Raw genomic sequence first — 25055 nt, 5'->3', positions numbered from 1 at the left:
TAATTAACCCGATGACTTACAGCACTAAAGAATTAATTGATTTTTTAGAAATGGAATTGAAGGCCACTTGGAGTGGCAAAAGATTGATTTTTAATACCTCTGAAAAGCTAGATAATCCCGTTGTTTCTAAGGCTCTTGATATGGATAAAACGGGGCGAGTATTTATTTTTAGGGATTTTCGTCGCCAAATTCATGAGTATCAAGAAAAGAATAATGTTTCTGGTTTAATCAAACGAAAGATTACTTTTAAGGGAAAAAGTTTTAGTTTTCCAGAAGTATATAATCAGTTAATTGCGATCGAAGGAGATAAGGATTTTTTGGTGGGGGCGAAGTCTTCGGTACTAGATTTTTGGAAAGAAGTAACGGAGGATATGAAATATTATTTATCAGAGGATAGGGAAAATGCCCTCACTCCTGAGCAGTTAGAAGAATTGTATCAAGAAGCGGAGTGGGCGGAACTTGACACAGGAAAAGATGAAGTGTATTTGGGTTTATGTTGGGGTAATCCTAATGAATATATCAATCAATGGGCGCAACCTGAGTCGGGCTGTCGGCGGATAATTGCTAGTTATAATAAACCGAGTTCTATTAGTATTTAAAAGTAATGAATTTTAATTGGGAAAAGGTCAAGGAATATCACGATATTTTATATTTTAAGCATGGGGGAATCGCTAAAATAGTTATTAATCGACCCCACAAACGTAATGCTTTTCGTCCGCAAACGGTATTTGAATTATATGATGCTTTTTGTGATGCAAGGGAAGACCAAAAAGTAGGGGTGATATTATTAACGGGCGCTGGACCTCATACGGATGGTAAATATGCTTTTTGCTCTGGGGGCGATCAAAGTGTGCGGGGTAAGGCAGGATATGTGGGTAATGATGGTGTGCCTCGCTTGAATGTGTTAGATTTACAACGGTTAATCCGTACTATTCCCAAGGTGGTGATTGCTTTGGTGGCAGGTTATGCCATTGGGGGTGGTCATGTTTTACATCTTATCTGTGATTTGTCCATTGCGGCGGATAATGCTATTTTTGGGCAAACTGGGCCGAAGGTGGGTAGTTTTGATGGTGGTTTTGGGGCTAGTTATCTGGCTAGGGTTGTGGGGCAGAAAAAAGCCCGTGAAATTTGGTTTCTCTGTCGTCAATATAATGCCCAAGAGGCCCTTGATATGGGTTTGGTGAATAAAGTTGTACCTACCGAGCAATTAGAGGCGGAGGGGATTGATTGGGCTAGGGAAATTTTGGCGAAAAGCCCCATTGCCATTCGTTGTCTCAAGTCGGCTTTTAATGCGGATTGTGATGGACAAGCGGGGTTGCAGGAGTTGGCTGGAAATGCGACGTTGCTTTATTATCTGACGGAGGAGGGCGCTGAGGGTAAACAGGCGTTTTTGGAAAAACGTCCACCGAATTTTGATGAATATCCATGGTTGCCGTAAACAGTTAGGTATCAGCTATCGGTTGTCAGGCAAGGGATTACCTACCATTCAGGCAAGGGGCTTAAGCCCCTTGTTAAGAGTTTAGCTGTCAAAATAAGTCTCACTCTAACCTGCCACTAGTCACCTGCTTAATTTACTCCCAAGTAATTTGGCGACGCTCTTTTAAAATATGGGTATATACTGCTTCTGTTTGCTTGGCTAAGTCGCCCCACCTAAATCTATCTTTTAAGTCTTGATAGGCGTTTTTGACTAATATTTGGGCATAGTCTGGGTTTTGTAATACTTGTAAAACTCCCCAAGCAAGGGAGTTATAGTCGTTGGCATAGGTGGTAATGCCTGTTTTGTTGTGTTGTACTACTTCGGGTAATCCTCCTGCGTTGGAAACCACTACAGGCACTTTTGAGGCAAAACTTTCGAGGGCAACGATGCCAAAGGGTTCGTATAAACTGGGGAAAACGGCACAGTCGGCGATGGTTTGAAATTTGTTGAGATCTTCTTCTGACATAAATCCTGTAAAATAACATCGATCCCATATGCCTAGTCTTCCTGCTTGAACTTTCATGGCGTGGGTATCACCTCCGCCAATGATAACAAATTTTGCTTTTCCCCCTGTGGCTCGTAAAATCTGGGGGGCGGCATTTAATAATACTTGAATTCCTTTTTCATAGGTCATTCTGCCGACATAGTAAATTATTTTTTCGTCATCGGCCGCATATTTTCGGCGAAACTCCATTTTATCGAAGTATGGGGGATGTTGCTTTTTTTCGGCTCTGATGCCGTTATAAACTATGTCGATTTTATCCCAAGGGCAATGGAAGACTTGATGGATTTCTTGGCGCATATAGTTACTACAGACGATGACTCGCCATGCGTTGTATATGAGATTGGCTTCGTGATAAAATACGTGGGCTTGGGTTTGGTTGTGGATGCCGTTGTGTCGGCCGTATTCGGTGGCGTGGATGGTGGCTACTAAGGGTATTTTATATTGATGTTTAAGGGCGATCGCACTTTCTGCCACTAACCAATCATGGGCATGGATTAAATCAAAGGTACCCATATTATTAATTAATTTTTGGGCGTGACTTTGCATACTGCGATTCATGTTTTTTACCCACTTAAAAAAATTATCATGGGGGGCGACAGGCACACGGTAAATTTTGAGTCCTTCTACCTTTTCATAGGCTGGAGCGCTACCAAATTCGACGGTAATTAAATGTATATCATGATTTAATTGAACAATTTCAGGATATAATTCTGCTACATGACGAGCAATGCCCCCTACTATTCTCGGCGGAAATTCCCATGCTAGTACCAGTATTTTCACGCTATCCCTTCCTTGTTGATTGATGATGTGTTAAAGAGTGACGGCAATTAAATAATAAACTGCTGTTTTACCTTGGTGAATAATGCTCTTTTGTGCAAAATATTTGCATTTTTCTTACTCATTATTAATGATTGTCGAATAATAATCAATTCTAACCACTAAAAAATTAATGCTCGACTGTTGGTTATCCCTTCTCAAACAATATCGTCTCATTGCTGTTATCAGGGCTTCCAGTCAAGAAATAGGGGAAAAAATGGCTTACATTGCTTCGCAGGGAGGTATTAAATTAATCGAGGTTACTTGGAATAGTTATCAGCCAGAAAGATTAGTCTATCACCTACGCCAAATACTGCCTGATTGTTATGTGGGAGTAGGTACAATTTTGACCATGGCACAGTTAAAAAATGCCATAGAAGCCCAAGCCCAATTTGCTTTTAGTCCTCATTTTGACCAAGATTTACTCACCTTTGCCCATTACCATCATATCCCTTTTAACCCTGGTACTCTTTCCCCTACCGAGATTATAAACGCCTTCGATGGAGGGGCAAGGGCGGTTAAGGTTTTCCCCGTAAAAGCGTTGGGAGGGGTGGACTATATCAAAAGTTTGCAAGGCCCCATGAATCAGTTTCCCTTGATTCCCACGGGGGGAGTAACCATGGCTGAAACTATTGCTTTCCTTGATGCAGGGGCGATCGCCGTTGGGCTTTCTGGGGACTTATTTCCCACGGATTTGGTGAGGGCAGGAAAATGGGAGGAAATGGGCGATCGCATTTACCAACTAATGCAAAAAATTAACCGCCTCCCACAATAGTTACCACCTCAAGGCGATCGCCATCTTGTACCATGGTAGAATCCCAGTATTGACGATGGAGAATTTCCCCGTTATATTCTAAGGCAATTAAACGAGGATTAAATTTTAAGATCTCCAAAAGTTGCAGTAAAAGCAGATTAGTTTCAAACTGGTGAGTTTCACCATTAACTGTAATATTAATTTTTTCTTCCTCCATTACTCATTAATCAGAAGTATATTTATTATTTTTAAGTCCCCTCGTTAATTGCAATTTAAGGGGAACATTTAGTCTTTCATTAGCAAAGTAATTGCTATATAGCGTTTTTTATAATTATGAGATACATTTATGATTTTCAAGTCCCCCTTATTAAGGGGGATTTAGGGGGATCATTTTGTACCCCGTAACCATGATAATTGCTATAACTAGTCTAAATAATTGCAAAATACACACCACAAATTTCAGGGCAAGGGGCTTAAGCATTGCAAATTTTAGGGCAAGGGGCTTAAGCCCCTTGTTATAGGATATTTTTTTACTTTTAATTATTCATAATCCGATGTCCAATGTCACGGCGAAAATAAATACCCTCAAAAGAGATTTTATCCATGGCATGGTAAGCAGAGGCGATCGCCCCTTGAAAATCATCGGCAATGGCAGTTACCCCTAATACCCTACCCCCATCGGTTATAAGGCGATTATCCATTAACTTTGTACCTGCATGAAATACCGTCGCCCCCGTGCTTTGTGCTTCCATTACCCCAGAAATTTCCTTCTCTTTTTCATAACTCCCCGGATAACCAGCTGATGCCCCCACCACACACACAGCACTACCTTCGTGCCACTCAAAAGGAGGTAAAGAAGCCAAATTTTGCTTGGCACAAGCCAAAAGCACATCAAATAAAGGAGTTTTGAGCATGGGTAACACCGCCTGAGTTTCAGGATCTCCAAAACGACAGTTAAACTCAAGGGTTTTGGGTTCACCCTCTGGGGTAATCATCAACCCTGCATACAATACCCCCCGATAGTCAATGCCCTTATCCTGTAATGCCTTGAGGGTAGGTTGTAAAATTTCTGTGTAAATGCGATCGCTCATTTGGGCATTCACCAAGGGAGTAGGAGCATAAGCCCCCATACCACCAGTGTTTGCCCCCGTATCACCTTCCCCCACCTGTTTATGATCTTGGGCAGCTATCAAAGGACGAATTGTCACCCCATCAGTGAGAGCCAAAACAGACACCTCCTGCCCCGTCAAGAACTCTTCTACTACCACCGTAGAGAACTTTTGGGCAAAAAGTTCATCAACAGCCCCTAACGCCTCATTTAGGGTCATAGCTACCACCACCCCTTTTCCTGCCGCCAACCCATCAGCCTTTACCACAATGGGCGCACCCTCTTGGGTAATATATTCCTTCGCTTCCTCTGCATTGGTAAAAGTAGCCGATTTTGCCGTAGGTACATTGGCACTAACCATCAAATCCTTAGCCCAAGACTTACTCGCCTCGATGGTTGCCCCCGCCTTATCGGGCCCAAAAACGTTAATATTATGTTCTCTCAGATAGTCGGTAATGCCCAAAGATAGAGGTAATTCTGGCCCTACTACCACCAAATCGATGGCTTCTTTTTTGATTAAATCCACCATGGAAGCAAAATCATCCACGGCAATTTCTACATTAAGACAATTGGCTAGGGTGGCAGTGCCTCCATTACCAGGAGAGCAAAAAACTTGTTTTACTTGAGGAGATTGTAACAATTTCCATGCCAAAGCGTGTTCTCTTCCACCATTACCCACTACTAATACTTTCACGTTCTTTTTTCCTTGCACTCATCTACATACAAGGCTTAATTTTAGCAGGTTTATTGGTCATGGATAATGGATAATTAGGGTAACAAACAACAATTGTTAACCCCTAGCACCTTATTTACCTATATAATTCCTCTGTCTCTCAGGTAGCGAGAAAACTCATAACTGGTTGATTGCATACGACCATCCCTTTCATTGGCAAAATCTCTCATCACATCGTAGGTGGGGTAAGCAAGAAATATTAATATTGCGAGAGAGCCGAAAATTTTAGTATATTTATTCCACATAGTTAGATTTCCTCAAGGTTGAATATATTTTTTTATGACTACAAAATAACCGTTATTTGATTGGGCAAAATTTATATAAATCCATTTATAGGGATGATGAATATTATAATCTTTAGGCAGTTTTGAATGGTGATTTATGGACGATTATTTTTCATGAAAGTTCCCTAGGGTTTTTCTAATGTCCAATGTCTAGGGGATGATTGATAAATGTTGACTTTTTGCCATTGTAGCTCATGGATAATGGTTTTGATTTCTGGGATGGTCAGGGCTGCATGGAGGGAGTCTTCAAACAGCTGTTTTTGTCTGGGGCTATAGTCGAGGTTAGCTTGGGCAACTATGTCCACAACTTCTTGGGAGGATGCAGGGCGTAACAAGTCTCGGATAATTACTTTTCCTTTTGGTTTGATTACTCGGTTAATTTCTTGGAATAAATCAAGGGGATTTGGTATGTGGTGGACTAAACTATTGGACATGACTACATCGAAGGTTTGGTCTGGATAATTTAGTTTTTTACTATCTGCTAATTCTAGTTTTATTTGTTGATTTTTGTTAGCTATATCAATATTTTTTTTGGCTATTTTTAACATGGAAGGGGCTAAGTCGATCGCCCTTATTTGACAGTCGGGGCGCATTTGTGAAAATATTATGGGTATTCTGGCTGTCCCCGTGCCTAAATCCAAAACAAAACTATGCTGTGGGGCTACATTCGCCGCTAACTGGGCGAAATCTCGGTTAACTTCGGTAAAATCCATGGAATCATACTCAAGGGCTTCCTCTTCACTGTCCATTACTTCTGCTTCTAAAGTGCGATCGATCATAAGAATTAAGACTGCTATCATATAATAAAACCCATTATCGCTCTTATTACTTCTAAAAAGTTCTTTACCACAAGATGAAACAAATCAGAAGTATGTGCCGTCTAAAACCATAGGCTTAGTTTGCTGAGTCGAAAGCATATCATAATTTTCTTTCTCCACAAAGTCATGAAACGTCGTTTTTTCCACATAATACTATCTATCACCGTTGCCCTCACCGTTATTTTTAATAACGTTACCGTTAGTTATGCCCTCCCTTGGGGAGAGTTATTTTTGCGGGGTATTCAAGTCATCCAAATCAGTAATATTTCCGATACCCAAGAAGTAGAATATGGGCGACAGATGCGTCAACAGTTAATAAATAGTGGCAGAGTAAAGGTATATCGAAATCAAAACGTTAATCGCTACGTAAATGACATTGGACAACAATTAGTTAAAAGGAGCGATCGCCCCAACTTGCCCTATACTTTTACTGTGGTAGATAATGACCAAATTAACGCCTTTGCCACCATGGGGGGTTTTGTTTATATCAATACAGGGTTAATACGCACCGCCTCCAACGAAGCAGAATTGGCTAGTGTAATCGGCCATGAAATCGGCCATGTGGTAGCCAAACACTCTCAAAAACAAATTCGTCAACAAGCCGTAACCCAAGGATTATTAAGTGCCGCAGGATTAGGTAATGCCCAAATTGTACAACTAGGAGTTGCCGCCGCCGTCAGTTTACCCAATAGTCGTCAAGATGAATTAGAAGCCGATACCCTCGGTTTAAGAATAATTACTGAAACTGGTTATGCCCCAAGGGCAATGCCTGATTTTATGCAAAAACTTGATAGGGGCGGAAGGGCAAATATTCTAAGTACTCACCCTGGTGCAGGAGAAAGAGTTGTCGCCCTCAATCAACAAATTCCCAGTAATAGTGCGAATCAAGGTATGGGTTTAAATCAAGGGGAGTATCGTAATAACATTCGTCCTCTGACTCTACGTTAGGCTTTATGGCATAGCCTTATTTCTTGAGTTTAGACTAAATCTAATTTTAAACGCTGAAACCCTTATATGACGTATGTTTTATATTTTTTACATTAAACGGATAAGAATAGTCAAAATTCTTGCTGTATAAGGATCATAGCTTCTTACAGTTCAAATTAGTCTAAAGTACAGTTATTTATCATCCATGGGATTATCTTTTTTTTCCGCTGCCTTAAAATGAGTCTTATTTTTAGTTTTGCCATAGGATAGGGGTATCACTTCCCCTTGCTTGTTTGGTTTTTTCATTTTTTCTTGACGGCGATTAGAGGTTTTTTCCTCGCTGGTGTTTTCTGCCACCACTTCGTATAACTTCGCTAACTTTTCTTGCTGATTGGCTTTGCGCAAAATACGCCCTAATCGTTGAATATATTCCCTAGTTGATCCTGTACCTGATAAAATTATGGCAATCTTGGCATCAGGCACATCAACCCCTTCATTAAGTACATGGGAAGCTACAATAATTCGATAGTCTCCTTCTTTGTATTTTGTTAAGATTTTGTGGCGCTCTTTTACGGGAGTTTGATGGGTGATGGCAGGGATTAAAAATTGTTGGGAAATGCGATAAACCGTGGCGTTATCGTTGGTAAATATTAGCATTCTATCGGGATAATGCTCACTAATTAACTCCGTTAATACTTTCAGTTTACCATTGGTGCCTGAAGCGATTTCCTTTGCCTGTCGGTGGGCTATCATCGCCCTTCTCCCTTGGGCAGATTTGGCACTAGCCATCACAAATTGTTGCCACCCTTCAAGGCTGGAAAGATAGATATGGGATTCTCTTAGAAAGTCGTTGCGAGTTTGGATAGCTTCTTGATATTGTTTTCTTTCTTCGGGGGTGAGAGTAACTTTGATGGGGATAATTTCGTATTCACACAGGGCAATTTTTGATAATTCTTCGGGGGTTTTGCGATAGATTACTTTTCCGATAAGGGTATCTAATTTACTATGGCTTCCGTCTCCTCTTTCGGGGGTGGCGGTTAAACCAAGGCGGTAGGGGGCAATAGATTCTTCGGCGATTACTTTAAAAAAGTCGGTGGGTAAATGGTGGCATTCGTCAAATATTTGCAGGGCGTATTGGTTGCCGAGGTGTTTGGCATGGATGGCGGCGCTGTGATAGGTGGCGATTAAAATAGGGCTACTGTCATGGCTTCCTCCCCCCAGTAAGCCTACTTCAATGTTAGGAAAGGCGTTTTCCATCTGGGCATACCATTGGTGCATCAAGTCGAGGGTGGGTACTAATATCAGGGTAGTACGAGGAGTACAGGCGATCGCCATTTGTGCCAAGTATGTTTTCCCTGCGGCGGTGGGCAAGACGACAACCCCTTGTCTTTGGGCTTTTTTCCATGCTTCAAGGGCTTCTTGTTGATGGGCGTAAGGGGTTAGGGTGAGATTGGCTTCGATGTCAAGGGTGCTAAATTCTTTGGCATCATCAATGAAGTTAATTTGGTTTTCTTCAAGGCTTTCTATCAATGAGCGATATTGATGGGCTGGAATACGAAATTTCTCAACCCTATCATCCCAAGTGGCAAAGTCTATCCATGCTTTTCCTTTTGGGGGGGGATGTAATATTAATGTACCTCTATCGTATGTTAGTAAGGGCGATCGCCTCATATGCAATAATTTGAATATTATGTCAACAAAATAATCATAAATTAATAGTTTTTTCGTACAACTCCACAGTTTTTTGAACCATCACCTCACTGTCAAAATATTCCCGATAACGTAAGTAACTATTTTTAGCAAACTTTTCTCGCAGGGAAGGATTTTCAATTAATTTAATTAAACTATCCGCAATCTGCTGAGGATTTCGAGGCTCAACAATAAAACCATTAACATTATCATACACCTGCTCAGGAATACCGCCCACAGAAGTGCCAATAATGGGTTTTGCTAAAGACATGGCTTCTATACAAGCTAAACTAGCCGCTTCCTGCAAAGATGGTAATACAAATACATCAAATAAGGACATCAAATTGGGCAAATCATTAATATAACCAGCGAAAACCACTCGATGAGCAATTTTTAACTCTTTTGCTTGTTTTTTTAAAGCAGTTTCTAATTTTCCTGTACCTGCAATGACTAATTTTAAGTTGTTATTTAATCCATCATTGTTTGATAATAAATGTTTATTTACTATGGCAAATCCTTGTAATAAATAAGTTAATCCTTTTACTTCATTAAGACGCGCCGCCGTACCAATTATTATTTCTTTTTCTGGATTCAAAGAAAATTTATCAATATAGGTGAGGGATATTTCTGAGTTTAAAACTGGTTTATTTACACCATTATAAATTAAATTTAACTTCTTCTCATTTAACCCTAATTCTTTCAAAATATTAAACTCCGCTTCACAAACACTTATCACATTATTAGCTAAAATATTACTTAGCAAACAACTTAATCGATAACTAATATTTGCATTATAACCATGATAACCATGAACAGTAAAAACCATGGGAATTTTGCCTAAAATTAGGCGAATGGGAATCATTAATTCATGGGCTCCATGAATATGAATAAGGTCAATTTTTTTTTGATTATTCAGTTGCTTTACTGCTCTAAAGAGTTCCCAAAATCCTTTGAAAAAATTATAATCCCAACGGGTAAATTCTTTTTGTTTGATGGGAAGTGTCATAAAGGTTAGTTTACCTTCTCCTTCGGGAGCTAATAAAGAAATTTCATGTTTATCAATTAATTTTTCTATTAAGCTAAAAGCCTGTTTTTCAGTACCCCCTAGGCTAAGATAAGGAAGAATAAATAGTATATGTTTCAAGTTAGTTTTATTCAAGCAGTTTTGAGTGATGTAATATATTCTTACAAATAAAAAATAGTATTTGATTATCTATGTTATTAGAAATATAATTTGGATTTCATAAGTTCAGTTATCATGGTTTTTAGTATTACTTTTTTTGTGAATCATCGTTGATTAAGTAAGTAGGCATAATTAAATCGATTTAGGCAAGAGGTTTAAACCCCTTGTTCATAAGAGTCTTAATCAAATAAGAGCTATATTTAATTTTGCCAACCTACCTATCAAGTAATTTCAAGTATTTAATAATAAATTATTGGTATTATTAAGTTTTTTATTGTAATCATAATTATTATATATAATAGCTAATAATAAGGTTGTTTTTTCTAAGTTATAAAAGCTGACTTTTTATTATTTTTAGATATTCTTGATAGCTCATTATTGTTATAATGGCTGTAGATTAATTCTTTATGATACACTATGACAAGTTTACAAGATTTACAAAAGGCTCAGGGAGCAATTTTTTCTGAATCGGACTCTACTCCCTCAACTTTTAATAATGATTCCACGATAGTTAATCAAGCATTTCAAGAAGTGGCACTGTGCGAACACGGAGTGGCACTGTGCGATCGCACTTGTGGTGGTTTAATAAAAGTATCAGGAGAAGATAGATTTTCATTTATTCATAATCAAACCACAAATAAGATTCAATCTCTCAAAAATGGAGAAGGGGCAATAAGTGTTTTCGTCAATTCGACAGGAAGAACCATCGATTTAGTAACCGTTATAGTAAAAGAAAAAGAATTATCAATATTAACATCTCCTCAACAAAATCAACCATTGATGCAGTGGATGGATAGATATATTTTTCCCTTCGACAAAGTCGAATTAGAAGACTTGACAGGAAAATATGCAATTTTTACCCTCATAGGAGAAAAAAGCCCCGAAATTTTGGCAGAATGGGCGACAGAATCTCAACTCCATGGCCCCGAATTTAGCCATCATGATATTAACATTGACGACACTGAGTTAACCTTAGTAAATAGTAGTAGTTTAAAAATAAAAGGCTATACCCTCATCATTCCCCAAGACAACGCCCCTACGGTATGGGAAAAACTTAGCCAAAAAAAAGTTAGCCCCATTGGCAATGAAGCCTATGAAAAACTAAGAATTATGCAGGGTAAACCTAAACCTAACCATGAATTAACCACCGACTATAATCCCCTTGAAGCTGGGTTATGGGATGCCATCTCTTTTGATAAAGGTTGTTATATTGGGCAAGAAACCATTGCTAGGTTAAATACCTATAAGGGAGTAAAACAAAGATTATGGGGTATCAAATTCGCTTCCCCTGTAAATTTGAGCGAAAATAAGTTGATAAACCTAAACGGAGAGAAAGTTGGTACTATTACCAGCCATTGCGACACCCCAGAAGGAATATTTGCCCTCGGTTATATTCGCACTAAAGCGGGGGGAGAGGGCTTAAAAGTGATGGTGAATGAGGTGGAAGGGGAAGTGGTTTCATTACCTTTTGTACGTCATCCAGAGGCATAATTGAGAATGGATAATTGATAATAAAACTTTTATCTTCCCATCACTCTAAGGCTGTAATATCCAGCGCACCTTAAATTTTTACCTACGTTGGTTAAAATTTGCTCTGTTTCTTGTTTCTACGGGGATAGGCACTAAGGTATAATCCGTGTCTTGAGGTTGCCATGATTGCACCAATCCTTTTAAACCTTCCCCGTTAGTTGAGGATACAGTTAAAAGTGCGATCGCACAGTACCATATCATGATCGCCATTAATAATAAAGTTAAAATTGCCATTTTTTTCAAGCTCCTTTGCTTGACTACATCTTCTATATTAACTTATGTAACAATCAATAACAATCCCTTGACAAGTGTAAAGTATTAGGGTAATCCGCACACACAATATTTTTTTAATTATCAAAATTAATCTTGACTTGATTATCAAGAGTTTCTTTTTGTTTTTCAGCAGACTTCAAAACCTCTAACACTAATCTGATGTCAAGACGTTTTTGTTCTTCAATAATTTCTTTTATAGTTACAATACTAATTTTATCCACAGGCTTATTCATGAATTTACTTTGATAAATTCCCGCTTCTTTTGCTGTTGTAATCATCGCTTTTGTGGGTTTTTTAAGAGTAATAAATATTCCTAAACTAGCTTCATTTAAACTCATTGTTCCTTGTAAATCTCGAATATCGCCCGATTTTACATTACCCGACTTTACTTGAATAATAATTTTTTCTGGTTTATCTTCTCCCCCATCAAAAAATGCGATGCCATCAATACCCTTATCAGCTCCTTTTTTATCATTAATAGTTGCACGGTTATTGGTGTAGGTTAAAACCGCCCATTTTTCAAATTCTTTTCTGGTGCGATCGTCTTTTTTCAGTGCTAAAGCCGTGGCTGACTCCATATCTTTGGGAATGCCATTCAGGGTAATCTTATCTAAAACCCCCTTTCCGAAGCTATCCTCAAGGCGCTTTAACATTAAACTAACACTTTGATAAGTGATGTCAATGCCTATCCATGGGCGATTGAGTCTCTCGGCTACGGCGATGGTTGTACCACATCCACAAAAAGCATCTAATATTATGTCTCCTTCATTGCTACTGGCTTTGATTATTCTTTGTAGCAATGCTTCTGGTTTTTGAGTGGGATAACCTAATCTTTCTTTGGCTTGTGAAGAAATAGGGGGAATATCATCGAAAATTTGTTGTATTAATTGCCCTTTATTTTCATCTAAATAACGCTTGATTCTAATACCTCCTCTTGAAGTGAAATATAATCTATTTTCAGCATCTAATTGTTTCATCGTTTCTAATGGACAACGCCAAAAACCTATAATTCCTTTGTATTCATAATCATATCCTCCTCCGCTTAATCCTTTTGCTGTTAAATCTCCACTAGCCCATAATCTACCATCATCATCTTGATAATTATAATTTTTAACTCTCTTATCTGATAAATTTCCGTATTGAGGATTCCAAGTATAGTTGTTAGCATTTTTGGCATAAAAAAGAATAGTATCACTATTTTTACCAAATTTTTTTTTTGCGTCACTATGAGATGTTGTTCTTTTCCAAATAATTTCATTTAAAAAATCACCCCCTTGAGAGCAAAAAATAGCATCTAAAACTAACTTTAAATAATGACTAGCAGAGGGATCACAATGAAGATAAAAACTGCCTGTAGGTTTTAAAACTCGATGAATTTCCGTGATACGTAGAGTCATATTAACCAGATAAGCAAACAAACTTCCCTTACCCAAAACCACTTCCAAACCAGAAATTAAAGCAATAACTTGCGCTGTAAATTTACCATAATAATTTTCCTTAATTTCCGCCAAACCAATATTAGCCAAATCATCCCATGTCCAAGTATCAATAAAAGCCTGAGCTTGGGCGCGATCTTCTTTTCCTATATTATTATAAATTTGATTATAATTGCGCTTAGAATTAAAAGGGGGATCAATATAACATAAATCTACCGACTCATCTTTAATATGTCTTCTTAAAACCTCTAAATTATCCCCATAAAATAATTGATTATTCATTATATATTTACTGATATTTGTATTTTAATAAATAGATCTACAAAATCAATGATCAACTTTATCTAACTAAAATTTCCATTAAGAAGAGGCTAAACACCCCTTAAGTAGGTTGGCGAAATTAACTATAGCTCTTATTTTATTAAGACTCTTATGAACAAGGGGTTTCAACCCCTTGCCTAAATCGATTTAATAATGCCTACCTACTTAGCTATCTATTGATACAATATTACTAAGAATAAGTAAAATAACTTGCAACAAATATTAATCCTTCATTCTTAACTGACGTTACGCACTCATTTATAAGTTAAGTTTTAACAAGGGGCTTAAGCCCCTTGCCCAACTCCTAGCCCCCTAACCAGCACGTGTACAAACACAATATGAACATCCAACGTTTTTACCATCTTAAACTAATTATATTTTTGCGTAACATCAGATTCTTAATTCATTAATTCCTTAATACCTTCCCTCAATAGGAATCCACTGATAACCATTGACGATACCTTGAAAATAGTCTGCCATGGTTTCAATGGGGTAAGGTGTAACCCCATTCACCCCAAACCAACGGGAATATAAAGCCTGAGATTCGGGTACACCCACCACAACCCCTTGCATATATTGCACCAAACTATAATTAACAACATTGCGCCACTCAGACTCATTTAAAGGTAAAGTACAAGCATAGGATTCAATCATATAAGGAAACTCAGGCACAATTTCATAATCAGCAGAATCAGAAACTTCCCCCTTGAGTGCTTGTAACAAAATGCCATCCCCAGCAAAACCTACCACCTCATCATCCTGAACCATTTGCCATCCTTCCTCCTCGCTATCAACAAAGATAAACTCTGCATCAGGGGCAAAATTACGAATGGCCGTTTCATTGGTAGTATTAGGAATTACCGCAATTTTAGCACCTGCGAGGGATTCCGCATTAGCCCACTGACTACCCCGATTAACAATCATTTGAGTACCGCTAGCAAAATAACTAGCAGAAAAATCTACATATTTGTTTCTTTCCCAAGTGATAGTAGTCGAACCACATTCGATGTCGATAATTCCCTCTGTTATTTGTTCAAATCTATTACTAGGGGTAATTTCGATTAACTCTAACTCGATGGGTTTACCTAATCTAGCTTCGGTTTCTTCCTTAATCAACTCCAATAATTCGATGGCGTATCCTATGGGTTTTCCGTCATCATCCACAAAGGCAAAGGGGACGGTATCAGGACGATAACCCGCTCTAATTACCCCTGTTTCCTTAATTTGTTCCATAACGTTTCCAGCCCATACATGGGGAGTCAGGGCCGAAAGAATTGAAAAAGAGAAACCGAAAGACAAAATTTTTTTTAGCATTTCTAGTGTGGTTTAATATTAAATGAAAAAGCTATTGCTCAATCAGGATACATCAACAAGATACTGATCAAACAATAGCTAAAGAAAGGGTAATTGACAATTAAATATTACAAAGAAAACACTTCTAAATTTCTATCTACTAAAGCGAGACTGCATAGAGAAGCGAGAAGATGGATTTAATTGGGCTTGGGGTTGAGAATATGTATTTCTGATGGATTGGTTTTCCTCGGAGGGAGCGACAATGTCTCTAATTTGTCCTTCGGTGGGAGTTTGGTTCATTTCAGGCTCAGGTTCGGTCATATTTTGCTCTACGGTTTCTTCGGGGGCAGTATAACTGAAATAAACGTGACCTAAAGCATTACCTTGATAACTTCTTCTGGAAAATTGCCAACCTGGATTGAGGTTAACGCGCATGGCTTGATCGTTGTATTCTCCTACAGTACCAACATTAATGCGTTTATTTTCGCGCATATTGAAACCAATTAGATGTAATTGCCCTTCTCTTTTGACAAAAGTTAAAAGATAGTCTAGCCCTAAATCTTGCCCTTCATAGCGAATAGAATAACCATTGGCATCGGTGGCACGGCGACAATGTCCGCTAAAGTCAAAGTTGATTAATAATAAATCTACGTTGGTAGGATTAGAACCATTTTCACTCCAGCAAGTATTTTGCCCCGGAATTTGCTCAACCACAATCAAATTTAATCTGTTATCTTCGCCAAAAGGTTGAGCTACGGCGATAAAGTTTTGTTGGTCAACTTCCATCTCTTCAAAAATTCCAGCTTTAGCGAAATCCATGGGAATCAAACCTAAAATGGAGGTTAAAGCAAGGGTAGCAAGTTTTATGGGTAGTGAGGATTTAAGCATAATTGATTTAAAATTTGTCAAATTTAGTAATTTTTTCTCTATTCAAAGTTATCTCATTTGACTACGTTTTGATCACCTGAGTTCCTGATTTTTGGTGTTTTATTTTTTGATTGACTACCTCAGGAGGGTTTTTTCTTTTTTTGCTACAGGGGTAGTGCGATCGCCCATTAGCCCCACCAGTAAAGCACTAGGGGGTTGAGTATAGGGCCATGCAAAGGCATGACGAAAGGACGCATCCTGACAGGCTTGGAGTTGTTTAAAATCGATTATATCTAGGGTTAAAAGATTTTCGTACTCAAAAGGAAGACGCACATTATGCAATCCCGCATTATCAGTACAAATGGCAATGTCAACCCCCGCCTCAAAACAACGATCAAAAACTGTTTTTAATTGCTTTAACTCATCAAGGGTTCCTGTTTTAACATAGGTAGTCGGACATACTTCTAAACATTGATTAAGGGAAGCTACCTCTGGTAATAGTTCAGGATATTGAAGGGGAATTTGAATACCATGACCAATACGCATAAGATATGGTAATAATTCGGGATAACAACCGTGGGGCGTTTCATATAAATGTCCAGTGGTTTTTATGCCCCTACTACGGGCGTATTTATATAGTTTGACAAACTCATCCATTTTTTCTCCATATAGTTTATCTCCCCCAGCCACATCGATGGCACATATTTGATGTTTATTATCAGCGGCTAAATCCACAATAGCCCTATTTATCTCATAGGATAACCTAGTGTGCATACACAAAATTTGGCTGGTGACGATAGGATATTCATTCACCTTCGATGCCTTATCCACCACCTCCACAATGGCTCTCATTTGCTCTATTCTTTCGGTTTCAGGCAATGTAGGGTTAGTGCGTAAATAGGGAGTGTAACGAATTTCTAAATAGGCTAAATTTTCAAAAATATAAGCCCCACGAATGAGACGATAAATAAAATAAGGGAGAGTATCAATATTTTGGACACTCTCCACAAGGGTATGTAATTCTAAATATTCCTCAAGGGTGTTTCTTTCTCTCGTGTAAAAATTTTCAAATTCTTTATATTGAGGATACTTTTGAGCCAAATCTGGGTTATGACGTTGGAAATAACGCCAGAGAATGCGGGGTACCACTGAACCCCCTAAATGACGATGTAAGTCGGCGTATAATGCCATGGTTAAACTCCTTCGATGATGGTTTGTGGGCTTTTAACCCTTAACCTTCCAGTTTATTCCATATTTTTTTTGGCGGTTTATTTTTCTGTGTGATCAATCTGTTGTAAAAAAAATCAATGTAATGTCTTTGATAGTGATGGAAATAAATACTCGCTCATCCTATCACGTGAAAAAAATTGGTCAAGAGAAGAAGGCTAAATTTGTTGTAATCTCTTTCTTTCTGCTATGCGTTCATTATTATTCCATTGAAGTAATTTTACCGTCGTTCGTGCGATCGGTGTCAATCCCAATATCAGAAAATCATTGACTTGAAAATGTTCAGCCCATTTCTGAGTACGAGGATTAAAAAGAAAACAAAAATCCCCTGTTTTTGGGTCAAATGAGCCTAAATCCGTTCCTTTGTATCGGTTACAACGCCAACAAGCATGAGCTAAATTATTGGCCTCTGTTCTGCCTCCATGTTTTTCTGCAATAATGTGATCAATTTCATGGGAAAAAAAAGATAAATTAGCAGGAAGTAAACAATATTCACATTGATATTTAGCTCTTTGTTCAACCAAACGACGTAATGGGGTAGGAATATAAGTGGTACTCATAAATCAACGTTCTAAATAAGGAAGACTTCCTGCTTTGAGCATAATAATTAAGTGTTCAATGCGTTCATATTCATCAAGTTCTTGTTTTTCTGTGCCAGTAAGTTCACCAGTTTCACTCTTTATCAATAGCGTGTTGAGACGCTCCTGCATTTGTGCGGTAGGACGGAAAGCGATAATTTGTTCTGGTGTCGGTTTACTTGTCAGGAAATCGAGAATATCGTGATAAATCTTGGTCGGAAGCAATGGCTGTTGTAAACTTAGTGCTAAAAGGTCAGGAAGTCGATCTCCTATTCGTAATAATTGTTCTGATAGTTCGTCTGGAACTTCTAGGGTAATTTTTGCCATGATGAAAATTTGTTATGGTTAGGATGACTAAATTTAGCTTGATATACTCATTTTAATCTAGTTTTCAGGGTAATTTTCTCAATGGAGTAATGCTTTCGTTATAAATTTGAGTGCAGAGATTTCCCCTGCACTTTCAACAAAAACTAAAAAGTAACCACACTGCGGATAGATTCCCCTTGGTGCATCAAGTCAAAGGCTTTATTAATTTCCTCTATGGGCATCACATGGGTAATTAAATCATCGATGTTAATTTTTCCTTCCATGTACCAATCAACGATTTTAGGTACATCCGTACGTCCTCTAGCACCACCAAAAGCCGAACCTTTCCACACTCTCCCTGTCACCAGTTGAAATGGGCGAGTGCTGATTTCTTGCCCTGCCCCTGCTACACCTATCACCACAGATACTCCCCAACCTTTATGACAACATTCAAGGGCTTGACGCATTACTTTTGTGTTACCGATGCACTCAAAACTATAGTCCGCCCCTCCTTTGGTTAAATCTATGAGGTAGGGTACTAAATCCCCTTCTACTTCTTTGGGGTTAACAAAGTGTGTCATGCCAAATTTTTCGGCGATCGCCCTTTTTTCGGGATTTATATCAACTCCCACAATCATATTCGCCCCCACCATACGACAGGCTTGGATGACGTTTAAACCAATACCTCCTAAGCCGAATACTACCACGTTAGAGCCAGGTTCAACCTTGGCGGTATTAATCACCGCCCCTACTCCCGTAGTCACCCCACAACCGATATAACAGACTTTCTCGAAGGGAGCATCAGGGCGAATTTTGGCGAGGGAAATTTCGGGTACTACGGTATAGTTAGCAAAGGTGGAAGTACCCATATAGTGGTGTAACTTTTTGCCATTTAACGAAAATCGGCTTGTACCGTCAGGCATCAAACCTTGTCCTTGGGTAATGCGAATGGCTTGACAAAGGTTAGTTTTGAAACTGAGACAATAATCACATTGACGACATTCTGGCACATATAAAGGAATGACGTGATCCCCTGGTTTAAGGCTCTTGACACCCTCTCCCACTTCTACCACAACCCCCGCCCCTTCATGACCGAGAATGGTGGGGAATAAGCCTTCAGGATCCATGCCAGAGAGAGTATAAGCATCGGTATGGCATACCCCCGTGGCTTTGATTTCCACCAGTACTTCCCCTGCCTTGGGGCCTTCTAACTCCACGGTGTCAATTACTAAAGGTTCTTTGGCATTAAGGGCGATCGCAGCTTTTACTTTCATTTTATTGATATATGTTCAACGGTACAAATAATAGAATAACAAGGCATGGGGGATACAGAGATAGGGTCATAAAAGTTTTATTATCAATTATCTATTCTCCATTAACTTACACCTGAATGCGATCGCGCGTTTTTATATCCACATTTTTCTCAATAAAATCAATAATTTTATCTGCCACATCAACCCCCGTCGCCTTCTCAATACCCTCTAACCCAGGAGAAGAATTAACCTCCATCACCACAGGGCCATGATTTGAACGCAACAAATCCACCCCTGCAACCCTTAAACCCATAGCCTTTGCCGAGCGAATCGCCGTGCTTCTTTCCTCAGGAGTCAGCTTAATTTTTTCCGCCTTACCTCCCCGATGTAAATTAGAACGGAAATCTCCCTCTGGCCCCTGTCTTTTCATAGCTGCCACCACCTTATTACCAACCACAAAGCAACGAATATCAGCGCCCTTTGCTTCCTTGATAAACTCCTGCACCAAAATATTGGCGTTCAAACCTCGAAATGCTTGAATTACCGACTTTGCAGCCTGATTAGTTTCCGCCAAAACTACCCCAATGCCCTGAGTACCTTCCAATAACTTAATCACCAATGGCGCACCGCCCACAGTCTCAATTAATCCATCAATATCTTCCGTATCATGGGCAAACCCCGTGACAGGTAAACCAATACCCTCCCTCGCCAAAATTTGTACACAGCGCAACTTATCCCTAGAGCGAGAAATTGCCTGAGACTCATTAGCACTAAAAACCCCCATCACTTCAAACTGTCTGACTACCGACAAACCATAAAAAGTTTTAGAAGCCCCAATGCGAGGAATAATCGCATCAAAATTTTCCAAAGTTTTCCCCCCATAAACCACGGAAGGGTTATGAGAAGTAATATTCATATAACAACGGAGGAAATTTACCACCCTAACTTGATGTCCTCTTTTTTCTGCTGCCTCCCTTAATCTTCTGGTGGAATAAAGGTTACTATCTTGGGATAAGATCGCAATTTTCATTTTTATACTCGTATATATGTTCTTGTTTATTCTTTCTGATCTTTTGCCCGTTGTCCATCAATTAATACAAGTCAAGTATAAAGGCATATGAATTTTTACTTCAAGGTAAAATTTAAAGGTAAAAAAACCGTATTACTATTAAGTATCAAACTATCTTCTGGATAATTTTGTTCAAAATTGAGAAAAGCTTGATTATTAGCAAGTCTATAATCCCAATTTTTACCCTCACACACAGTAGAATTTAAGCTGTTTAAATTATTGGGAAAATTTCCTTCTTTTTGTCGAATATCTTCTACTTCTAATATATTTTTTGTCAACTCCCAATCTAACATTAATAAATTTGCCCTTAACCATTGTTCCCCAAAGTTAGGTGTTGCTATTTGTCCTAAATAATTCCACCATGGAATGTTATCAGAAAGCGATTCTCCTGAAGCGATATCTAACGGGCAAATACTTTTGTTTTCAAGATTAGAAAATCTTTTTAACAGACGATTACCTAAATCTTGACTCATAAATTGAAAATAGGGTTTTTGAATGAATTTAGCAATGGGTTTATTACTCAAATTTTCAGAAAATATAAAAGGACTACCTATAAAATATGCTTCTATTTTAAGTGCATTAAATATTCCTTGGGAATAATCATAGTAATAGTTGTTTAAGTTTTCTCTCCAATAAACAGTTAATGGTAATGTTTGTCTTAACAATCTTATTTGGTCTTGCGTATTAATTAAAGCTACTAGTTGAGCTATTAAATAGGGTTGAGATTGAATGAATTTGTTTAAGTGAAAAGAAGCCTCTAATGTTTTGTTAACTTCTTCTTTGTTTCCTTGAAAATACTCTGACAAACTATATAACATTAAAATTTTTTGAGCTGCTACTATATTAATAAAGTAAGGAATTTCATAGCTTAACGGATCTCTAAAATTATTATTAAGATTATATTCCCAATGGAGAGAGTCAATACTTAAAATATAGTCCCGTAGATCAATAATTTCTTGTTCTTTTCCTCTTAAAAACAATTGTAATTCTTCTGGAATTGGTTCTATATAATTACTATTAATTTGTCTTTGTTTTTCAAAAAAAACATTTAATGATACTAAAGTTGTCTCTATTTCAGGGGAAGGACTATTTTCCCCAATATCATTACTTTTATTCACTTTGCCTAGTCCAATTTGTTGTAAATAAGAATCTAAAACTATATGGTTATTATTAGAATTTTCTGCATTAAAGTTGTTAAAAAATGTATCGGCTTGGTTAATATACTTTCGCTGTGCATAGTTAATTTTTATGTTTAAAAGGGCGATCGCAACGATAGAGACTCCCAATATTTCTAATAAGACACAAATAAATAATTGCTTTTTTTTCATGATTTATTTTTTATTTTTATTAATACGAATAACCTTTTTTTATCTTAGTAAGGATAAATACTTAATTATTTTGAAAAAGGGATTACATTAAACGGTAACAAAATACTCAATCTAATAATTTTAGTGATAATATTATAATGTGAAACAAAATATTATTATGCGATATTAGCATAGCAAACTTTAAGTTGCCAAGAAAAATTAGAGTTATTTTATTATATTTATTAGGGGAGTTTTATGGTAGCTATAAACAGTCAGATCTCATCTTACGAAGAAACGACACAAACCATTGCAAGGGATTTGATCCAAGCCACGAGACAAAAAGGAAACATCTTTAGTAAGTTAAAAGAGCAGGTACAATTTGACGATAAATTAATGGGATGGACCATGAGTAACCCTGGTTTAAGGGTTCAGTTATTTCGCTTCATTGATGCGTTACCTGCATTACAAAGTAAGCCAGAAGTTGCTCGACATTTTCAACAGTATTTAACCACAGAAGAGGTAGAATTACCTGATGCTCTTAAGGGCATTCTTAATTTTAGTGATCCTAATTCACCTCCTGCCCAAATTGCCTCGGCAACTATTACCAAGGCGGTGGAAACCCTTGCTTATAAGTATATTTCGGGGGAAACCATTAAGGAGGTAATTCGGGCGGTAGAAAAGATGCGTAAGGAAAAAATGGGCTTTACCATCGATTTGTTAGGGGAAGCGGTAATAACCGAAACTGAAGCAGAATCATATTTACAGAGTTATCTTGAGTTGATTACCCAGTTAAGCAATCAGGCTCAAAAATGGTCAACCATTCCTGAAATTGACACTGCGGATGGGGAAGATTTGGCAAAGGTGCAGGTATCAGTTAAGTTGACGGCCTTTTATTCTCAGTTTGATCCTATTGACCCAGAAGGTAGTAAAGTTAGGGTGTGCGATCGCATTCGTACCCTTCTCAGACACGCCAAGGAAAAAGGTGCAGCGGTACACTTTGATATGGAACAATATGCCTATAAGGACGTTACCATATCTATCTTACAAGAATTGTTGATGGAGGAGGAATTTCGATCTCGTACTGATATTGGGGTGACAATTCAGGGTTATTTACGGGATTCAGAAGCAGATTTAAAAGGCTGGATTGAGTGGGCAAAAAAACGAGGTAATCCCATCACTATCAGGTTAGTAAAAGGGGCTTATTGGGATCAAGAAACCATCAAATCTCAGCAAAATCATTGGCAACAACCCGTATTTAACCAAAAACCAGAAACGGATGTTAACTACGAGAATCTTATTCGTATTCTCCTCGAAAATCATCAATATGTGTATAGTGCGATCGCCTCTCACAATGTTAGAACCCAAGCAAATGCGATCGCCATTGCTGAAACTCTAAAAATTCCTAAGCGCAGATTTGAATGCCAGATACTCTACGGCATGGGAGAAAATCTCGCCAAAGCTATCGTAAAAAAAGGTTATCGAGTCAGGGTATATGCCCCCTACGGAAAATTATTACCCGGTATGGCTTACCTCATTCGCCGTCTGCTCGAAAATACCGCCAATAGCTCCTTTTTACGCCAAAATTCAGAGGAAAAACCCATCGATGAATTAATCGCACCCCCTGCCCATCATCTTGAAGCAAAAGAGGAAGTTTCCCCTATAGAAGGGGAAAAAGAGATCCCCCCAACCCCCCTTAATAAGGGGGGCTTTAACCCTGCCCCCGACACCGACTACGGTAGAGAAAGCAACCTTGTAAAAGCCAGACAAGCCCTCACGGTGGTTAACAACCAACTGGGTAAAACCTACCTGCCCCTTATCGACGGGAAATATGCGGAAACCGAGGAATATATAGATTCCGTTAACCCCTGCAATCCCTCCCAAATTGTCGGTAAAATTGGCCTAATGTCCGTTTCCCAAGCCGATGAAGCCATGAAGAGTGCCAAGGAAGCCTTTAAAACTTGGAGCAAAACCAGCGCCACGGAAAGAGCGGAGATTCTACGCAAAGCCGCTGATATTATGGAACAAAAACGCCATGAATTAACCGCTTGGATGTGTTTTGAGGTGGGTAAAATCGTTAAAGAAGGTGATCCTGAAGTGTCAGAGGCAATCGATTTTTGCCGCTACTATGCCTCGGAAATGGAACGATTAGAGCAAGGTTATAACTATGATGTGGCAGGGGAAAATGACCGTTATTTTTATCAACCCAAAGGCATCGCCCTGATTATTTCCCCTTGGAATTTCCCTTTTGCTATTGCTACGGGCATGACGGTGGCGGCGTTGGCAGCGGGTAACTGTGCCTTACTCAAACCTGCGGCTACTAGTACAGTAATTGGGGCAAAAATTGCGGAGATTTTGATCGAGGCAGGGATTCCCAAGGGAGTATTTCAATATATCCCGGGTAAAGGTTCGGTGGTAGGAGATTATTTAGTAAAACATCCTGACATACATTTAATCGCTTTTACGGGTTCAAGGGAAGTGGGTTGTAAAATTTATGCCGATGCCGCCATATTGCAACCGAAGCAAAAACACCTCAAAAAAGTTATCGCTGAGATGGGGGGCAAAAATGCCATTATCATCGATGAAAGCGCCGATTTAGATCAAGGGGTGGCGGGAGTTGTTCAGTCGGCTTTTGGTTTTAGTGGGCAAAAGTGTTCGGCGTGTAGTCGGGTAATTGTGTTAAATACTGTCTATGATGCTTTTGTGGAGCGTTTGGTAGAGGCGGTAAAATCCCTTAATGTGGGGGATGCTAAAAACCCTAGTACGAAGATAGGGCCTGTGGTTGATGCTTCTGCCCAAGCTCGTATTTTGGAATATATCGAGAAGGGAAAAGAGCAAGGTACTTTGGCGATACAGGTAGAAGCCCCTGACCATGGTTATTTTGTCCCTCCCACTGTTTTCACTGATATTACAGAGGATGCGGTAATTGCTCAGGAGGAAATTTTTGGGCCTGTGTTGGCGGTGATAAGGGCGGATAATTTTGATCATGCTCTCAACATTGCTAATGGCACTGATTACGCCCTGACGGGGGGTTTATATTCCCGTACTCCTGCCCACATTGACAGGGCTTATAAAGAGTTTGAGGTGGGTAATCTTTATATTAACAGGGGGATTACAGGGGCGATCGTTGCCCGTCAACCCTTCGGCGGTTTTAAACTTTCGGGGGTAGGCTCAAAGGCTGGAGGCCCTGATTATTTACTTCAATTTTTAGAACCTCGGGTAGTCACTGAAAATATCCAAAGACAAGGTTTTGCACCCATCGAGGGCGCTGATAATTAAGTTATAAAATTCCTAGCAGGGTAAA

23 protein-coding genes are annotated in these 25055 nt (G+C 38.7%); 6 read left to right on the top strand and 17 right to left on the bottom strand.

Annotated elements, in window-relative coordinates:
* The first annotated feature begins 11 nt into the window (after window positions 1-11).
* Both A5482_RS02730 and menB read left to right on the top strand, forming a co-directional pair.
* Window positions 12-599 carry a hypothetical protein gene (locus A5482_RS02730; RefSeq protein WP_069790453.1) on the top strand — a complete coding sequence of 196 codons (588 nt, stop codon included), beginning with the start codon at window positions 12-14 and terminating at the stop codon, window positions 597-599.
* A 5-nt stretch (window positions 600-604) separates the two neighbouring features.
* Window positions 605-1438: a 1,4-dihydroxy-2-naphthoyl-CoA synthase gene (gene menB, locus A5482_RS02725; protein ID WP_069790454.1), complete on the top strand. Its 834-nt coding sequence runs from the start codon at window positions 605-607 to the stop codon at window positions 1436-1438.
* 133 nt (window positions 1439-1571) lie between these two features.
* On the opposite strand, the gene A5482_RS02720 is transcribed toward menB, so the two are convergent.
* Window positions 1572-2762, bottom strand: coding sequence for a glycosyltransferase family 4 protein (locus tag A5482_RS02720; RefSeq protein ID WP_069790455.1), 1191 nt, complete (start codon window positions 2760-2762; stop codon window positions 1572-1574).
* A 169-nt stretch (window positions 2763-2931) separates the two neighbouring features.
* On the opposite strand from A5482_RS02720, the gene A5482_RS02715 reads away from it, so the two are divergent.
* The gene (locus tag A5482_RS02715) at window positions 2932-3573 is read left to right on the top strand and encodes a bifunctional 4-hydroxy-2-oxoglutarate aldolase/2-dehydro-3-deoxy-phosphogluconate aldolase (protein WP_069790456.1); all 642 of its coding nucleotides are present in this window, start codon (window positions 2932-2934) and stop codon (window positions 3571-3573) included.
* Here the strand turns inward: A5482_RS02715 and thiS are convergent.
* From thiS to A5482_RS02695, 4 genes are all read right to left on the bottom strand, one after another.
* Window positions 3554-3769 carry a sulfur carrier protein ThiS gene (gene thiS, locus A5482_RS02710; protein ID WP_069790457.1) on the bottom strand — a complete coding sequence of 72 codons (216 nt, stop codon included), beginning with the start codon at window positions 3767-3769 and terminating at the stop codon, window positions 3554-3556. The two genes, A5482_RS02715 and thiS, sit on opposite strands and share 20 nt — an antisense overlap.
* A gap of 319 nt (window positions 3770-4088) precedes the next feature.
* The gene (purD, locus tag A5482_RS02705; protein ID WP_069790458.1) at window positions 4089-5354 is read right to left on the bottom strand and encodes a phosphoribosylamine--glycine ligase; all 1266 of its coding nucleotides are present in this window, start codon (window positions 5352-5354) and stop codon (window positions 4089-4091) included.
* A gap of 119 nt (window positions 5355-5473) precedes the next feature.
* Entirely contained in the window at window positions 5474-5638 is a 165-nt protein-coding gene (locus A5482_RS02700; protein ID WP_161486828.1) for a hypothetical protein, read from the bottom strand.
* A 164-nt stretch (window positions 5639-5802) separates the two neighbouring features.
* Window positions 5803-6453: a class I SAM-dependent methyltransferase gene (locus A5482_RS02695; protein WP_069790484.1), complete on the bottom strand. Its 651-nt coding sequence runs from the start codon at window positions 6451-6453 to the stop codon at window positions 5803-5805.
* A 168-nt stretch (window positions 6454-6621) separates the two neighbouring features.
* Here A5482_RS02695 and A5482_RS02690 point away from each other — a divergent pair, with 168 nt between their 5' ends.
* Window positions 6622-7443, top strand: a complete 822-nt coding sequence (locus tag A5482_RS02690; protein ID WP_083260411.1) for a M48 family metallopeptidase — start codon at window positions 6622-6624, stop codon at window positions 7441-7443.
* A gap of 171 nt (window positions 7444-7614) precedes the next feature.
* On the opposite strand, the gene A5482_RS02685 is transcribed toward A5482_RS02690, so the two are convergent.
* Together A5482_RS02685 and A5482_RS02680 are read right to left on the bottom strand one after the other, a co-directional pair.
* A complete protein-coding gene (locus A5482_RS02685; RefSeq protein WP_069790459.1) occupies window positions 7615-9093 on the bottom strand; it encodes a DEAD/DEAH box helicase in 1479 nt (492 codons plus the stop codon).
* A 34-nt stretch (window positions 9094-9127) separates the two neighbouring features.
* Window positions 9128-10270, bottom strand: coding sequence for a glycosyltransferase family 4 protein (locus A5482_RS02680; protein WP_242411926.1), 1143 nt, complete (start codon window positions 10268-10270; stop codon window positions 9128-9130).
* A gap of 441 nt (window positions 10271-10711) precedes the next feature.
* Here A5482_RS02680 and ygfZ point away from each other — a divergent pair, with 441 nt between their 5' ends.
* Window positions 10712-11785 carry a CAF17-like 4Fe-4S cluster assembly/insertion protein YgfZ gene (gene ygfZ, locus A5482_RS02675; RefSeq protein WP_069790461.1) on the top strand — a complete coding sequence of 358 codons (1074 nt, stop codon included), beginning with the start codon at window positions 10712-10714 and terminating at the stop codon, window positions 11783-11785.
* Between the two features lie 78 nt (window positions 11786-11863).
* On the opposite strand, the gene A5482_RS02670 is transcribed toward ygfZ, so the two are convergent.
* The 10 genes from A5482_RS02670 to A5482_RS02625 all read right to left on the bottom strand — a co-directional run bounded on the left by A5482_RS02670 (window position 11864) and on the right by A5482_RS02625 (window position 21775).
* Window positions 11864-12058 carry a hypothetical protein gene (locus tag A5482_RS02670; protein ID WP_069790462.1) on the bottom strand — a complete coding sequence of 65 codons (195 nt, stop codon included), beginning with the start codon at window positions 12056-12058 and terminating at the stop codon, window positions 11864-11866.
* Between the two features lie 113 nt (window positions 12059-12171).
* A complete protein-coding gene (locus A5482_RS02665; protein ID WP_069790463.1) occupies window positions 12172-13815 on the bottom strand; it encodes a DNA methyltransferase in 1644 nt (547 codons plus the stop codon).
* A gap of 453 nt (window positions 13816-14268) precedes the next feature.
* The gene (locus A5482_RS02660; RefSeq protein WP_069790464.1) at window positions 14269-15168 is read right to left on the bottom strand and encodes an amino acid ABC transporter substrate-binding protein; all 900 of its coding nucleotides are present in this window, start codon (window positions 15166-15168) and stop codon (window positions 14269-14271) included.
* 132 nt (window positions 15169-15300) lie between these two features.
* Window positions 15301-16035, bottom strand: a complete 735-nt coding sequence (locus A5482_RS02655; protein WP_069790465.1) for a DUF3747 domain-containing protein — start codon at window positions 16033-16035, stop codon at window positions 15301-15303.
* Between the two features lie 114 nt (window positions 16036-16149).
* A complete protein-coding gene (locus tag A5482_RS02650; protein WP_069790466.1) occupies window positions 16150-17205 on the bottom strand; it encodes an adenosine deaminase in 1056 nt (351 codons plus the stop codon).
* Between the two features lie 194 nt (window positions 17206-17399).
* On the bottom strand, window positions 17400-17801 hold the full coding sequence (locus A5482_RS02645) for an HNH endonuclease (RefSeq protein WP_069790467.1): 402 nt from the start codon (window positions 17799-17801) through the stop codon (window positions 17400-17402).
* 3 nt (window positions 17802-17804) lie between these two features.
* Entirely contained in the window at window positions 17805-18146 is a 342-nt protein-coding gene (locus A5482_RS02640; RefSeq protein WP_446682505.1) for a hypothetical protein, read from the bottom strand.
* A 143-nt stretch (window positions 18147-18289) separates the two neighbouring features.
* Entirely contained in the window at window positions 18290-19399 is a 1110-nt protein-coding gene (locus A5482_RS02635; protein ID WP_069790469.1) for an S-(hydroxymethyl)glutathione dehydrogenase/class III alcohol dehydrogenase, read from the bottom strand.
* 106 nt (window positions 19400-19505) lie between these two features.
* Complete coding sequence (gene rimK, locus A5482_RS02630) at window positions 19506-20408, bottom strand: 30S ribosomal protein S6--L-glutamate ligase (RefSeq protein ID WP_069790470.1); 903 nt, start codon at window positions 20406-20408, stop codon at window positions 19506-19508.
* Window positions 20409-20503: 95 nt separating this feature from the next.
* Complete coding sequence (locus A5482_RS02625; RefSeq protein WP_069790471.1) at window positions 20504-21775, bottom strand: hypothetical protein; 1272 nt, start codon at window positions 21773-21775, stop codon at window positions 20504-20506.
* Window positions 21776-22009: 234 nt separating this feature from the next.
* Here A5482_RS02625 and pruA point away from each other — a divergent pair, with 234 nt between their 5' ends.
* Window positions 22010-25030, top strand: coding sequence for an L-glutamate gamma-semialdehyde dehydrogenase (pruA, locus tag A5482_RS02620; RefSeq protein ID WP_069790472.1), 3021 nt, complete (start codon window positions 22010-22012; stop codon window positions 25028-25030).
* Window positions 25031-25055: the final 25 nt, after the last annotated feature.

Origin of the sequence: Cyanobacterium sp. IPPAS B-1200, assembly GCF_001747005.2 — a bacterium.
GTDB lineage: Bacteria > Cyanobacteriota > Cyanobacteriia > Cyanobacteriales > Cyanobacteriaceae > Cyanobacterium.
The sequence above is the reverse complement of the archived record's forward strand: the minus strand, read 5'-3'. Positions and strand labels throughout refer to the sequence as shown.